Source organism: Xanthomonas sp. DAR 80977 (assembly GCF_041240605.1).
GTDB lineage: Bacteria > Pseudomonadota > Gammaproteobacteria > Xanthomonadales > Xanthomonadaceae > Xanthomonas_A > Xanthomonas_A bundabergensis.
In genome coordinates, this window is sequence record NZ_CP162487.1 from 5,316,706 (window position 1) to 5,331,398 (window position 14,693).

Sequence of the window (14,693 nt, forward strand, 5' to 3'; positions counted from 1 at the left end):
ATGACGCGCCGCCGCATGCGGCGCCCCGTTCATTGCAGAGGGCACCATGGCCGATATCTACCCCGTCGATCCGCAGTTCGCCGCCCGGGCAAGGGTCGACAAGACCCAGTACCAGACCCTGTACCGGCAATCGGTGGAACAGCCGGAGGCGTTCTGGGGCCAGGCCGCCGAGCGCCTGGACTGGTTCAAGAAGCCGACCCGGATCAAGGACGTGAACTTCGCCCTGGACGATTTCCATATCCGCTGGTTCGACGACGGCGAGCTCAACGCCAGCGTCAACTGCCTGGACCGGCAGCTGGCCACGCGCGGCGACAAGACCGCGCTGCTGTTCGAGCCGGACAGCCCGGACGCGCCGTCCTACAACGTCAGCTACCGCGAGCTGTACGAGCGCGTGTGCCGGCTCGGCAACGCGCTGCGCGCGCTCGGCGTGCGCAAGGGCGACCGCGTCACCATCTACCTGCCGATGATCCCCGACGCGGCGGTGGCGATGCTCGCCTGCGCGCGCATCGGCGCGATCCACTCGGTGGTGTTCGGCGGCTTCGCGCCCAATTCGATCGCCGACCGGGTGATCGACTGCGGCAGCAAGCTGATCATCACCGCCGACGAAGGCCTGCGCGGCGGCAAGAAGATCCCGCTCAAGGGCAACGTCGACGCGGCGCTGAAGCTGCCCGGCACCACCACCGTGGAGACCGTGCTGGTGGTGCGCCATACCGGCGGCGCGGTGGACATGCAGGCCCCGCGCGACCGCTGGTTCCACGACGTGGTCGACAGCCAGCCGGCCGAGTGCGAGCCCGAGCGCATGAACGCCGAGGACCCGCTGTTCATCCTCTACACCTCCGGCTCCACCGGCAAGCCCAAGGGCGTGCTGCACACCACCGCCGGCTACCTGCTGTACGCGGCCTACACCCACGAGGCGGTGTTCGACCTGCGCGAGGACGACATCTACTGGTGCACCGCCGACGTCGGCTGGGTCACCGGCCACAGCTACATCGTCTACGGGCCGCTGGCCAACGGCGCCACCGCGCTGATGTTCGAGGGCGTGCCCAACTACCCGAACGTGTCGCGCTTCTGGGAGGTCATCGACAAGCACCAGGTGACGATCTTCTACACCGCGCCGACCGCGATCCGCGCGCTGATGCGCGAGGGCGAGGCGCCGGTCAAGCGCACCTCGCGCGCGTCGCTGCGTCTGCTCGGCAGCGTCGGCGAACCGATCAATCCGGAGGCCTGGCGCTGGTACTTCGACGTGGTCGGCGACGGCCGCTGCCCGATCGTGGACACCTGGTGGCAGACCGAGACCGGCGGCATCCTGATCACCCCGCTGGCCGGCGCGATCGACCTCAAGCCCGGCTCGGCGACGCTGCCGTTCTTCGGCGTGCAGCCGGCCCTGGTCAACGCCGACGGCGAACTCCTGGAAGGCGCCACCGAAGGCAACCTGGTCCTGCGCGACTCCTGGCCGGGGCAGATGCGCACCGTCTACGGCGACCACCAGCGCTTCATCGACACCTATTTCCGCACCTACCCGGGCAGCTACTTCACCGGCGACGGCTGCCGCCGCGACGCCGACGGCTACTACTGGATCACCGGCCGCGTGGACGACGTCATCAACGTCTCCGGCCACCGCATCGGCACCGCCGAGGTGGAGAGCGCGCTGGTCTCGCATCCGAAGGTGGCCGAGGCCGCGGTGGTCGGCTTCCCGCACGACATCAAGGGCCAGGGCATCTACGCCTATGTGACCCTGGTGGCCGAGGAGACGCCCAGTGAGGAACTGCACAAGGAACTGGTGGCCTGGGTGCGCAAGGAGATCGGCCCGATCGCCGCGCCCGATCACCTGCAGTGGGCGCCGGGCCTGCCCAAGACGCGCTCGGGCAAGATCATGCGCCGCATCCTGCGCAAGATCGCCGAGAACGCCCCCGACCAGCTCGGCGACACCTCGACCCTGGCCGATCCGTCGGTGGTCGATTCGCTGGTCAACGAACGACTGGCGCGCTGATGCGCGCCCGCCGGGATTCGGGAGTCGGGAGTGGGGATTCGCCAAAGCGATCCCCTGCCCACGTCCAATCTCACTGACGCAGCCACACCCGCTGTTGCTGTTGCGAATCCCCACTCCCTAATCCCGAATCCCAGCCCCATGCCCACCCTGCTGATCGCCGACGACCACCCCCTGTTCCGCGAGGCGCTGCGCGGCGCGGTGCAGCGGGTGATGCCGGGGGTGCAGCTGTACGAGGCCGACAGCGTCGAGGCGCTGTATGCGCTGGCCGACCACCATGCCGACGCCGACCTGCTGCTGATGGACCTCAACATGCCCGGCGCGCAGGGCTTCAGCGCGCTGGTGCACATGCGCGCATTGCACCCGCAGCTGCCGGTGGTGGTGGTGTCCGCGCGCGAGGAACCGACGGTGATGCGCCGCGCGCTGGACCACGGCGCGTTCGGCTTCATTCCCAAGTCGGCCGATTCGGACACCATCGGCCTGGCCCTGGGCACGGTGCTGGACGGCGAGCGCTGGGCGCCGCCGGAAGCGCACAACGTGCCGCCCACCGACCGCGCCGAACGCGAGGTCGGGCAGCGCCTGCGCGAGCTGACCCCGCAACAGTTCCGGGTGCTGCAGATGCTCGGCGCCGGCCGCCTCAACAAGCAGATCGCCTACGACCTGGGCGTGTCCGAAGCCACCATCAAGGCGCACGTCACCGCGATCCTGCGCAAGCTCGGGGTCACCAACCGCACCCAGGCGGTGCTGATGGCCGGCAAGCTGGCCATCGACAGCGACGGCATCGTGCTGCCGCTGGAAGAGGATTGAGCGCGGGGCAGGTCCTGGCGAAGGCCGGGGCGGCGCGGTTGGGGCGAGCGCCGGTCGGCTGCCTGTTCGCACGCAGCTGCCGAGGGTCATCGGCGTGCGGTTACGGCGGGATTGCCATTGCCGGGAGCGTCGGTCGCGGCTGAAGCCGCTGCGGGGAGCGCGGTTTGGGTGGCCCTGTTGCAGGGTTTCCCCACCTCTGGTCGCTTGCGCGTGTTGCGCGCTCCGCCGGCGTCCTTCGCGCTCACCGGACCTTGGTGTTGTCTGGAAGTAGCGGTCGCGGCTGAAGCCGCTCCTACAGGAAGACGGCGCGGTTCGATGCCACCCACTGTAGGAGCGGCTTCAGCCGCGACCGATATCCGCAACGCGCACCATCGCCCGCACATCCAGCGATTGCGCCGCACCGCCTCCGGCACTTCACCGCAGCGCCGGAGACGCGCGCCCCATATAGCCGTTGCTAAGAAGAAAAGGCGCAGGTTCGCGTGCGTTCGAAGCGTATTCGCCGGCATTTGCCGCTGTTAGACTGCGCGTCCCTTGGGGAGTAGCCTGCTGTCCGGCGTGTCCGGACAGCGCCCGCATCAACACACTCGGCCGCTGCGCCGTGGTGCGGGCACCATCTCGGTTGGCGAGACCAGCGGCGAGCTTGCGTGGCGAAAGCCGGGCGCGCGCGCTCGTCGTTCGTCTCATGCCCCGGCGCGGTCCCCCACATGTCGTTTCTTTCGATTCTTTTGCTCGGCATCGCCATGTCCACCGACGCCTTCGCCGCGGCGGTCGGCAAGGGCGCGGCCATGCGCAGGCCGCTGTGGCGCGACGCGCTGCGCGCCGGCCTGATCTTCGGCTGCATCGAGGCGCTGACGCCCGTGCTGGGCTGGCTGCTGGGCCAGGCCGCGGCCAAGTACGTGACCGCGTTCGACCACTGGATCGCGTTCGGCCTGCTCGGCGCGCTCGGCGTGCACATGATCGTCGCCGGGCTCAAGCCCGATGCGCCCGAGGACATCACCGACGCGCCCAGGCGCCACGGCTTCTGGAACCTGGCCGCCACCGGCCTGGCCACCAGCATCGACGCGATGGCGGTCGGCGTCGGCCTGGCCTTCCTCGACGTCAACATCGTCGAGGTCGCCGTAGTCATCGGCCTGTGCACGCTGACCATGGTGACCCTGGGCATCATGCTCGGCCGCGTGCTCGGCACCCTGGCCGGCAAGCGCGCCGAGATCGTCGGCGGCGCGCTGCTGATCGCGATCGGCAGCACCATCCTGTACGAGCATCTGCATTGAGGCCGGGATTGGGGAGTCGGGATTGGGGATTGGGAACGGCGGATCGCGACGCCGACGTGGTGCTGGATTCGCCCGGCGTCAGCGCTGCGATGGGACTGGCTTGGCGGTGAATTCCAGGTAGGTGGAGAGGATGTACTTGTCGCCGCTGCGCGGCGGCAGCGCGGCGTGCATGTACATCCAGTACGGCGGGAACATCAGCAGGCGCCCGGTGCGCGGCGCGACCTCCAGGTCCAGGTCGACGAAGCGGGTCTGCCCGCCTTCGGCCACGTCGTTGAGGTACCACAGCAGCACCAGGTAGCGCCCGGTCTCTTCGTCGCAGGCATCGAAATGCGGCTGGAAGCGCTCGCCGGCGCTGGCGCGGTAGCGCTTGATGCGCAGGTCGGCCAGGCGCGGGCGCCACGGCACCGGCGCGGACAGGCCGAGGTCGGCGTTGTAGCGCGCCAGTGCGGCGCGCACCTGCTCGATGAAGAATCCCTGGAAGGCCGGATCGGCCGCCTGGGTCACGTTGAGTTCGGTCCAGGCGCTGTCGCCCAGGCCGGCGCGCGCGCCGGCGCCATTGTGGCTGTGCTGCGCCGACGCGCGCTCGAACTGCGCGACCAGCTGGCTACAGAAGCCGGCATCCAGCGCGGCGTCGTAGACGCGGACGTAGTGGCGAAGATCGGCGTGCTTCATGGATGCGGGTTCCGTCGTGGCGCGTTGCGCTGTCGGTTGCGGTTCACTGCGGCACCTGCGCGTTGAAGTCGCCGATGCCCTCGACCAGGCGCGTCACCGCCTCGCGTTCGACCGGCTGCAGGTGCGGGTTCCAGGTGTCCATCAGCAGGATCACCCGCGGTCGGTCGCTGCGGTTCCAGGCCTCGTGCTCGAAGGTGTCGTCGAACACCATCGCCCGGCCTTCCTGCCAGACGTGCAGCTGGCCGCCGGCGCGCAGCGCGCAGTCGCCATGCACCAGCAACGGCAGGTGCACGGTCAGGCGGGTATTGGTGACGCCACGGTGCGGCAGGATGTGGGTGCCGGGCGCCAGCACCGAGAAGCAGATCTCCGGCGCGTGCGCGCGGATGCGCACCAGCGGCGTGCGCTCCAGCGCGGCCGCGGTGTGCGCGCACTGCTGCGCATGCGCGGCGTCGCGCTGGCCATGGCGGTAGAAGAAGTACGCATCCCACGCCGGGCTGCCGCGGTCGCCGGCGAGCAATCCCGGTGGCAGCTGGCCCGCGGGCGCACCGAGAAACGGCGCATAGGCACCGGCGTGCTCGCGCGTGGCCAGCATCTCGGCGCGGATCGCCGCGGTGGCCTGCTCCAGCTCCTGCAACCAGGGGAACAGCTGCAGCGGCGGATACGCGGCGGCCGGCACGTCGGGCACGTGGAAGAAGGTCGGCCGCTGCGACGGATCGGCATACTGCGCCGGCAACAGGCCCAGGTAGGCCAGCAGGCCGCGTTCGACCCGGTCCAGCGCGGCGGCGCCGTAGTCGCGGCGCAACGGCTGCAGCAGGCCGAGGAACAGGTCGCGGCGGCCGGCATCGACCGCGGCCATCGCGCTGCGCACCCGTTCGCGCAAGGCCGGCGCGGTGCTGTCCGCGCTCAGCCAACGGCCCTGGCGCTGGGCATGCACGATGGCGGCGTAGTAGCTGCCCGCCGCCGCGTACGCGGCGCCGCGCGCCGCGCGCAATTCGCCCAAGCGCAGGTGGGCGATGTAGTGGTCCGGCTGGCCGCGCAGCAGGTCCTGCAACACGCCTTCGGCGCCCGCGTCGTCGCCTTGCGCCGACAACGCCGCCGCCCAGCCCATCCGCGCCGGCGCCTGCAGCGCCCCCTCCTGCTGCGCCAGGCCGCGATACAGGTCGGTGGCGCGCGTCCACGCTCCCGCCTCCTGCGCCAATGCCGCCAGCAGCAGGCCCAACGCCGGCGGTGCGTCGCCCTGTGCCTGCCAGGCCAAAGCGGCCGCCTGCACTTGCGCAAAGCCTCCCTGTTCGAAGCCACGCCACAGTGCCTGCAGCCGCGCCGCTGGATCGTCTTGCCTCGTTGTCACAGCCACCCCCTCAAAGAAAAACGGCGCGCCCAGCTGGGCGCGCCGCGTGTCGCGATCCGGCGTCCTTGCGAGCGCAAGGGACGCCGGCGGGCACCGCTCAGAACCGATAGGTGGCGCGCATCCAGTAGTAGCGGCCGACCGTGTCGTAGGTGCTCACGTCGGTGTTCGCGTTCAGCACGTTGTTCTGGTACAGCACCGGCGGCTGCTTGTTGAACAGGTTGTCCACGCCCAGGTCGAAGCGGATGTTGGCGTCGGTCATGTCGTAGCCCAGCTGCAGCGCGTGGTACATGTAGCTGCCGTAGTTCAGCACCACGCCCTTGATTGCCGCATCGGCGGACATGTTCTCCGACAGGTCGGTGCTGCCGACCTGGATCTTGCCGATCCAGCGCGTGGTCCAGGTCGCGTCCCAGTTGCCCAGCTTCCAGCCGATCTGGCCGCGCGCGCGCCAGCGTGCGTAGTTGCCGTAGGACGAGTTGTACTTGCCGGCCATGTGCACCACCGAGTCGCCGGTGTCGATGTCGTAGCGCTGCAGGTAGGTGCTGTCCAGGGCCAGGGTGAACTTGCCGAACGCGGTCTGCGGCAGGGCGTAGTTGGCGCCGAAATCGATGCCCTGGGTGTCCAGCTTGCCGATGTTGACCACCGGGGTCTCGATGTAGTCGATGTTGCCGGCGCTGGCGGTGCCCGCCGCATAGCGGTGGATGTAGCTGCAGTACGGGCTGTTGTTGTCGTTGTAGCAGCTGTTGACCACGGTCTGCGCGGAGATCGACTGGATCAGGTCGTCGAGCTTGACCTTCCACCAGTCGACGTTGAGCGACAGGCCCGGCACGTAGTCCGGGCTGTAGACGATGCCGTAGTCGTAGGAAGTGCCCTTCTCCGGCTTCAGGTCGTAGCCGGCATAGCTCGAACCCGACACGATCGCGTTGGTCTGCGACAGGCCCGAGCCGGTCCAGCCGGTCTCCACGCCTGCGCAGGCGTTTTCGTGGCCGCTGCCGCTGTAGCCGATGCACGGGTCGGTGAAGGTCGGCGAGTTCGCGGTCGGCCCCTGGTACAGGTCGTAGATGGTCGGCGCGCGGAACACCTGCGCCACGGTGCCGCGCACCATCAGGTCGTGGATCGGGCGCCACTCCAGCTGGAACGAGGCGCTGTTGTTGGTCGAGCTGACGCTGCTGTAGTCGGAGAAACGATCGCTCAGGGTCACGTTGAGCGCGCCGATCGGCGAGGACTGCGCCAGCACCGGGATGAACAGCTGCGCGTAGGCTTCCTTGACGCTGAAGGAACCGCTCAGCGGCGAGGAGCAGGCCTCGGAGGAGATGTCGCAGGTGTTGTCGCTGTTGATCACCGCATTGCTGGACACGGTGTAGTCCAGGCTCTCCTTGCGGTACAGCGCACCGACCGCCAGCTGCGCGCTGCCGGCCGGCAGCTCCCACACGCTGCCGTTGGCGCTGGCTTCCCACTGGCGGGTGATGGTGGTGGTCTGGTAGCGCGGGATCGACTCGTGGCTGTTCATCCAGGCCACGGTATCGGCGTCGGTCTGGTCGAAGATGTTCAGTTCGCCGGAGGTGATCGCATCCTGCAACGCCGCGTAGTCGACGTAGCCGTGGCTCCAGTTGCGCTGCTTGTAGTGGCCGTAGTTGAAGTTGGCGTCCCACACCCAGCTGGTGTCGCCGATGCTGCCCTTCAGGCCGAGCACGTCCTGGTCGGTGGTGGTGTCGTAGAAGCCTTCGCGCTGGCCCAGCGAGGTGAAGCGCGAGCGGTACTCGTAGCCGTCGGGGCCGAACTCGACGCCGAACGGGTTGTAGGGATTGTCGGCGGCGATGGTGATGCCGTCGCTCTGCGCATCGAACGGCAGCGGCGCGATCGCGTAGTGCGACATGGTGTGGTTGTGGTAGGCGTTGACGTAGGCCTGCACGTTGTCGGTCACGTTGAAGCTGCCGAGCACGAAGCTGTTGACGCGCTGCTGCGGGGTCATCAGCAGGTTCTGCGCCTGGTAGTTGTAGGCGTCGGAGGAGGAGGAGTAGCACTTGTAGCCGCCGCTGCCGTCGCTGGTCATCGCGCCGCCGGTGCTGCAGCCGTTGGCGGCCAGCGTGCTCGCCGGCAGTTTGTAGTAGCCGTTCGGGGTACGGCTGGAACCGCCCTTGTAGACGCTGCCGCTGGACAGGTACATCGCGTACTTGGAGAACTCGCGGTTGGCCGAGGAGATCTCCTTCTGCTTGTTGTAGTCGATGCCGACCACCACGTTGCCGCGGTCCCAGGTCTTGCCGAAGGTGAAGGTGCCGCCCTGGCGGGCGCCGTCGCCGCGGCTGGCCTGGCCGTAGTTGGCGACGAATTCGCCGCCTTCGAAGTTCTTGCGCAGGATGAAGTTGACCACGCCGCCGATGGCGTCGGAGCCGTACATCGCCGAGGCGCCGACCTTCAGCACTTCGACGTGGTCGATCATGCTGGCCGGGATCGAGTTGATGTCGTTGTTGAGGATGCGGTGGCCGTCGATCAGGATCAGCGTGCGCTGGTCGCCGAGGCCGCGCAGCGACACCGTCGAGGCGCCGTCGCCGCCGCCGTTGTTGACCTGCGGGTTGGTCGCATCGCCGGCGATGCCGGGCAGCGACTGCATCAGGTCGCCCAGGGTCTGCTTGCCGCTCTGCTGGATCTGCTGGCGATCGACCACGGTGACCGGGCTGGCCGTCTCCACGTCCACGCGCTTCACCAGCGAGCCGGTCACGGTGACGCGGTCCAGGTCGACCGCACCGTTGCCCGCGGACGCCGCGGCGGTATCGGCGCTCTGCGCGTAGAGCGAAGCGGGAAGCGTGGCCAATCCCAGGCAAATGGCCTGGGCGAGTCTGTTCTTTGGTGCGGACATTGGGGAAAACCTCATGTGATGGGCAACAGAACGCCAGCGGTACGCACGGGCGCGCACCGATACGAATCGCGCAAGGCGCGACGTCTTTTTGTTGGAGACCTCGGGCAAGCGGTCGCTGGGACCGTCAAGCACTTGTTAGTTTTTTATAAGAAAAGTGTTGTTTCGATGTGCCGGATTGCGCCAGCGGCCGTCATAAACGCTACATCGTTCGAAGACATGCGCATCCGCGCGACTGGATGGGCAGGCGCCACGGGCATCTGCCGTGGGCGCAGCGCGCCGGCCTCAGTCGACGCGGTAGTCCCAGCGCTGCAGATAGGGCCGCAGCAGCGGCAGCACCGGTTCGAAGAAGCCGCGATACGGGCGCCAGCGGTCCAGGCCCTTGCGGTTGATGCCTTCCACCACCTGCGCATAGCTGGGCGTGCTGATGAAGCCCTTGGCGCGCGCATGGCGCTGGAACTCGAGCAACCGCGCCGGCTGTTCGAGTTGCAGGAAGCTGCCCAGCCGCGCGACCTGCGCCTGCGGATCGGCCACCAGGTCCTCGTAGCGCAGCTCCAGCGCGTGCGGCTGCAGCAGTTCGACGTGGTACAGCCAGAACGCCATCGCATCGGCGTAGCCCTGCGCCAGGCGTTGCGCGCTGGAACACAACAACGCGAACGCCGGCGAGCGGAACGCCTGCATGTAGCAGCTCAGCAGCACGTCGCAGGGATGGCGCAGCGCCAGGATCACGTGCGCCTCGGGAAACAGCCGCCGGATCAGCGGCAGGCGCAGCAGGTTCAGCGGATTCTTGTCGACCAGGCGCTGTCCCGGCTGCAGCTCCACCACGCCGCGGACCGATTGCCAGTAGTCGGCGCGCAAGGCGGCGCAGTCGGCGTCGTCCAGTTCGCCCAGGCCATCGGGCCAGGCCAGGCCGCGGCGTTCGATGCGCTCGGCCAGGCCCTGCAGGAACGGGCGCTCGTCCATCGCGCACAGCTGCGGATGCGCATCGAGCATCTGTTCCAGCAAGGTGGTACCCGAGCGCGGGAAACCGACCACGAACACCGGCGATGCGTCGTGCGACGGAGCGGCCACCGGCAACGCCGCGGCGTAGCGCGCCGGATCCCAGCGGTGACGCGCGACCGGCAGCGGCGCCGCATCCGCGGCGGCCAGCTCGGGCACCAATGACGCCACGCCCTCGACCTGCCCGGCATGCCCTTGCGCGCACGCCGCCAGCGCCTCGCCGTGGCGCCCCAGGCGGTCGCAGACGCGGGCCAGGGCGAAGAACAGGTTGCTCTGCTTGCGCTTGTCGGTGCCGGCACCGGCGCTCAGCAAGCCCGACAGCAATCGGTAGGCGTCGTCCCACTGCCCATCGCGCATCGCCAGGACCGCCAGCGCGTTGATCGCGTCGTGGCGCGCGTCGGGGTCCTCGATGCGTTCCGGCGCCGGCAGCTGCGCGGCCGCCTGGCGCGCCTGCTCGAGCCGGTTGGCGCGTTCGAGCACCAGCACCAGCCGCGACCAGGCGCGCTCCGGCTGCGGCATCGGGGCGGCGGCGCAGGCGCGCAGCAGTTCGCACGCCGCATCGGTCTGGCCTGCCTGCGACAGCAGCCAGGCCAGTTCCAGCGTGGTCTCCGGGTCCTGCGCCGGCCATTGCCGCCAGTTGGCGATCAGCGCCTCCACGCGCTGGAAGTCGCCGCATTCGTGGCAGGCCATGGCGGCGTGCACGCGCAGGTGCGGCGACTCCGGCACCAGGCCGTGCGCATCCAGCAGATGCTCGCGGGCGGCGCCGTAGTCGCCGTCGTCCATCGCCAGCAGGCCGAGATTGTGGTGCAGCATCGGATCGTCCGGCGTCAACGCGCGCGCCTGCGCATACGCCTGCCGCGCCTCGGCGAAACGGCGCGCCTCGCGCAAGGCGGTGCCCAGGTTGTTCCAGTGCGCCACGTCCTGCGGCTGCCGCGCGGCCAGTTCGCGGTACAGCGCGGCCGCCTGCGCCGGCTGGCCCTGCATCTGCAGGCTCATCGCCAGCAGGCTGCCGACCAGTGCGTCGCCGGGCGCGTGCTGCAGGTAGCGGCGCGCGCCCTGCTCCAGCGCCTGCGCCTGTCCGGCCTCCAGGGCCGCCAGCAAGGCGGGCAGCGGCGGGATCGCGGAGTCGTCCGGTAGGGTCATGCGCTGGCGGTCCACGACGGGCAGGCGGAAAGGGCTGCCACCATAGCCGGGCGGTTTCGCGGGTCGCCACGCACACCGTGCCGGCGCCCGGCAAAAGACGCACACACTTCGGGTACGCAGCGCCGTTCTAGTCGCTCTTGATCGGGTCGTGGTACGCGGTGAGGAAGGCGCGCAGCGAGGCCGGCTTGACCGGCTTGGTCAGCACCCGGTAGCCGCGTTCGCGCGCCTGCAGTTTCAGTTCGTCGCGGCCGTCGGCGGTGAGCAGCGCGCCGGCGACCGGGCCGACCATCGCCTCGCGCAAGGCGTCCAGCGTGTCCAGTCCGTCCAGGCGGTCGTGCAGGTGGTAGTCGACCAGCATCACGTTGGGCGCGCGCGCCGCCAGCGGCAGCGCTTCGTCCACGGTGCTGGCGCAGATCACCTCCACCTGCCAGCGGCCGAGCAGCGCGCGCATGCCGTCGAGGATTTCCTGGTCGTTGTCCACGCACAGCACGCGCAACCCGGCCAGCGAGTCGCTGGCGGCCACGCTGCGTTGCTGGCGTTGCTGTTTCTGCGGCACCGGCGCCACCCGCGGCACGGCGATCGAGAACATGCTGCCGTGGCCGACCGCGCTGCGCGCATCCAGGTCGTGGCCGAGCAGGCGCGAGATGCGCTGGCAGATCGACAGGCCCAGGCCCAGGCCCTGCTCGCCCCAGTCGAACGGCTGCTGGTAGCGCTGGAACTCCTCGAAGATCTGCTGCATGTGGTGCTTGGGGATGCCCGGGCCGGTGTCCCACACCTGCAGTTCCAGCGCCGCGCCGCGGCCGCGCATGCCCAGCACGATGCGGCCCTGGCGGGTATAGCGCAGCGCGTTGGCGATGAAGTTCTGCAGCACCCGGCGCAGCAGGCGGCGGTCGCTGCGCACCCAGATCGGCCGCGCGTACACGTGCATGCGCAGGCCGCGGCCGGCGGCGACCGGGGTGTACTGCGCGGCCAGCTCGCGCAGCAGCACGCTGGCATCGAAATCCTCGATCGCCGGGCGCATGCCGCCGGCATCCAGCCGCGACACGTCGAGCAGGCCGTCGAGCAGCTCCTCGGCCGCGCGCAGCGAGGCGTCCACGCGCTCGGCCAGGTGCCGCTGTTCCTCGTTCTGGTGCGCTTCGCGCAGCGCCGAGGCGAACAGCCGCGCCGCGTTGAGCGGCTGCAGCACGTCGTGGCTGATCGCGGCCAGGAAGCGGGTCTTGGACTGCTGCGCCAGCTCGGCCTCGCGCGAGCGCTCGGCCACGCGCTGCTCCAGGGTCTCGTTGGCCTCCAGCAGCGCCTGCTCGGCGCGCTTGTAGTCGGTGATGTCGTTGTAGCTGGTCACGTAGCCGCCGCCGGGCAGCGGCTGGCCGCGCATCTCGATCACCTTGCCGTCGCTGCGGGTGCGCTCGAACACGTGCGAGGTGCCGGCGCGCAGGTGCCCGATGCGGCGGTTGATCTGGTCCTCGATCCGGCCCTCGCCCAGTTCGCCGCGCTCGGCGTTGTAGCGGATCAGGTCGGCGACCGGGCGGCCGACGTAGAGCATGCCGTCGGGATAGCCGAACATCTGCTGGTAGCGCCGGTTCCACGCGGTCAGGCGCATCGCCGGATCGACCACGCTGACGCCGGCGCTGATGTTCTCCAGCGTGGTGGACAGGATCTCGCGGTTGAAGCGCAGCTCCTGCCCGGCCTCGTCGAGCACCGCCACCACTTCGCCCAGGTCCATGCCCGAGCCGCGCAGCAGGCTGGTCAGCACCAGGCGCGCCGAGGCCGCGCCGATCGAGGCGGCGAGCAGGCGTTCGGTGAACTGCACCCAGGCGCGGTCGGCCACCGCGTTGGGCTGCGGCTCGCGGCCGAGCAACTGCGCCTGTTCGGCGAAGGCGCGGCGCGCGTGGCGTTCGCCGACCATGCGTTCGGCCAGCGCCTGCAGGTCGATCACCTGCACATGCCCGAGCCAGTCGCCGGCCACCGCCGGCCGCTGCGAATACGGCTCCAGGAACGGCGCCGCGCGCAAGCGCTCGTCCAGGCCCGGGCGCCAGCGCGCCGACACCAGCATCATGGTGCCGACGTTGAGCAGCAGCGACCAGAACGTGCCATGCGCCAGCGGATCCCAGCCGCTCATGCCAAACAGCTGCTGCGGGCGCAGCCAGGAGATGCCGAACGGCCCGTCGCGCAGCCATTCCGGCGCCAGCCAGCCGGCCTGGGTCAGCGCCGGCAGCAGCAAGGTGTAGATCCAGGTGGCGAAGCCCAGCACCATGCCGGTCTCCACGCCCCTGCGGCTGGCGCCGCGCCAGTACAGCCCGCCGATCACGCCCGGCGCGAACTGCGCCACCGCGGCGAAGGCCATCAGCCCGTACGAGGCCAGGCTGCTGTCGTTGCTGCTGCTGCGGTAGTAGCCGTAGGCGATCAGCGCCAGCAGCAGGATCGCCAGACGCCGGATCCACAGCACCCGCGAAGCGACGTCGGCGCCGGCCGCCTGGTGCCCGCGGCGGCGCAGCAGCACCGGCATCACCAGGTCGTTGCTGATCATCGTCGCCAGCGCGATGCTGGAGACGATGACCATGCCGGTGGCGGCGGAAAAGCCGCCCACGTAGGCGACCAGCGCCAGCGCGGTGCGGCCCTCGGCCAGCGGCAGCGCCAGCACGATGCTGTCGCGGGCCACCTCGCCGGAATGGCCGAACAGGGCGACGCCGGCCGCGGCGATCGGCACCACCATCGCCGAGATCACCACCAGGTACAGGCCGAACAGCCAGCGCGCCTTGCGGATGTCGCCGATGTCGCTGCACTCCACCACCGCCACGTGGAACTGCCGCGGCAGGCACACGATGGCCAGGAAGCTGAGCAGGGTCTGCGAGATGAAGCCGACCGGCGGCGTGTTCTGGAACAAGGTATGCGCCGACTGCAGCACGCGGCCGTCGCGGCCGCTCAGCCACACGTAGGCGAACACGCCCACCGCGACCATCGCCAGCAGCTTGACCACCGATTCCAGCGCGATCGCCAGCATCATGCCGTGGTGGTGCTCGGTGGCATCGACCTGGCGGGTGCCGAACAAGGTCGCGAACAGCGCCATCAGCAGCGCCACGTACAGCGCAGGATCGGCGTAGAACGGCGCCCCGGCGCTGGACTGGCCGCTGAGCACCTGCAGGCTCATCGCCACCGCCTTGTACTGCAGCGCCAGGTAGGGCACCACGCCGATCAGCGCGATCACCGCCACCAGCGCCGCCAGGCGCCGCGAGCGGCCGTAGCGCGAGGAGATGAAGTCGGCGATGGACACCGTGTTCTCGCTGCGCGCGATCAGCGCCAGCCGCTCGATGATGCGCCAGCCGAACAGCAGCAGCAGCAGCGGGCCCAGGTAGATCGGCAGGTAGCCGGCGCCGTTGCGCACCGCGCTGCCGACCGCGCCGTAGAAGGTCCACGACGAGCAGTACACCGCCAGCGCCAGGCTGTACACCGCCGGGCGCAGCCACGGCCGTTCCGGGTACAGCGGCCGCCGGTCGCCCCACCACGCCACCGCGAACAGCAGCGCCGCGTAGCCGACCGACACCAGCAGCAGGATCCAGCTAGAAACCAAGGGCGAGGTCTCCGAGACGATCGCCGCAGTCTAGGGCCTGTGCGCCG

Annotated in this window: 8 protein-coding genes; 3 read left to right on the forward strand and 5 right to left on the reverse strand. The window is 69.8% G+C overall.

All coding sequences use genetic code 11. The annotated features are described in order from the left end of the window. The first annotated feature begins 46 nt into the window (after window positions 1-46). From acs to AB3X10_RS22665, 3 genes are all read left to right on the forward strand, one after another. Complete coding sequence (gene acs, locus AB3X10_RS22655; protein ID WP_369977749.1) at window positions 47-1,990, forward strand: acetate--CoA ligase; 1,944 nt, start codon at window positions 47-49, stop codon at window positions 1,988-1,990. Between the two features lie 138 nt (window positions 1,991-2,128). Further along, window positions 2,129-2,794, forward strand: a complete 666-nt coding sequence (locus tag AB3X10_RS22660) for a response regulator transcription factor (RefSeq protein ID WP_369977751.1) — start codon at window positions 2,129-2,131, stop codon at window positions 2,792-2,794. A gap of 704 nt (window positions 2,795-3,498) precedes the next feature. Next, window positions 3,499-4,065 carry a manganese efflux pump MntP family protein gene (locus AB3X10_RS22665; protein ID WP_369977753.1) on the forward strand — a complete coding sequence of 189 codons (567 nt, stop codon included), beginning with the start codon at window positions 3,499-3,501 and terminating at the stop codon, window positions 4,063-4,065. Window positions 4,066-4,143: 78 nt separating this feature from the next. On the opposite strand, the gene AB3X10_RS22670 is transcribed toward AB3X10_RS22665, so the two are convergent. The 5 genes from AB3X10_RS22670 to AB3X10_RS22690 form a co-directional block, all read right to left on the reverse strand. Further along, entirely contained in the window at window positions 4,144-4,737 is a 594-nt protein-coding gene (locus tag AB3X10_RS22670) for a 2OG-Fe(II) oxygenase (protein WP_369977755.1), read from the reverse strand. A 43-nt stretch (window positions 4,738-4,780) separates the two neighbouring features. Beyond that, window positions 4,781-5,992: an aspartyl/asparaginyl beta-hydroxylase domain-containing protein gene (locus tag AB3X10_RS22675; protein WP_369977757.1), complete on the reverse strand. Its 1,212-nt coding sequence runs from the start codon at window positions 5,990-5,992 to the stop codon at window positions 4,781-4,783. Between the two features lie 190 nt (window positions 5,993-6,182). Continuing rightward, complete coding sequence (locus AB3X10_RS22680) at window positions 6,183-8,939, reverse strand: TonB-dependent receptor (protein WP_369977759.1); 2,757 nt, start codon at window positions 8,937-8,939, stop codon at window positions 6,183-6,185. Between the two features lie 282 nt (window positions 8,940-9,221). Continuing rightward, window positions 9,222-11,078 carry a tetratricopeptide repeat-containing sulfotransferase family protein gene (locus AB3X10_RS22685; protein ID WP_369977761.1) on the reverse strand — a complete coding sequence of 619 codons (1,857 nt, stop codon included), beginning with the start codon at window positions 11,076-11,078 and terminating at the stop codon, window positions 9,222-9,224. Between the two features lie 127 nt (window positions 11,079-11,205). Continuing rightward, on the reverse strand, window positions 11,206-14,646 hold the full coding sequence (locus tag AB3X10_RS22690; RefSeq protein WP_369977763.1) for a NahK/ErcS family hybrid sensor histidine kinase/response regulator: 3,441 nt from the start codon (window positions 14,644-14,646) through the stop codon (window positions 11,206-11,208). Window positions 14,647-14,693: the final 47 nt, after the last annotated feature.

Bases quoted from the DNA above. Each gene is read 5' to 3' on its own strand.
- acs (WP_369977749.1), top strand. From the start codon at position 47: ATGGCCGATATCTACCCCGTCGATCCGCAGTTCGCCGCCCGGGCAAGG.
- AB3X10_RS22660 (WP_369977751.1), top strand. From the start codon at position 2,129: ATGCCCACCCTGCTGATCGCCGACGACCACCCCCTGTTCCGCGAGGCG.
- AB3X10_RS22665 (WP_369977753.1), top strand. From the start codon at position 3,499: ATGTCGTTTCTTTCGATTCTTTTGCTCGGCATCGCCATGTCCACCGAC.
- AB3X10_RS22670 (WP_369977755.1), bottom strand. From the start codon at position 4,737: ATGAAGCACGCCGATCTTCGCCACTACGTCCGCGTCTACGACGCCGCG.
- AB3X10_RS22680 (WP_369977759.1), bottom strand. From the start codon at position 8,939: ATGTCCGCACCAAAGAACAGACTCGCCCAGGCCATTTGCCTGGGATTG.
- AB3X10_RS22685 (WP_369977761.1), bottom strand. From the start codon at position 11,078: ATGACCCTACCGGACGACTCCGCGATCCCGCCGCTGCCCGCCTTGCTG.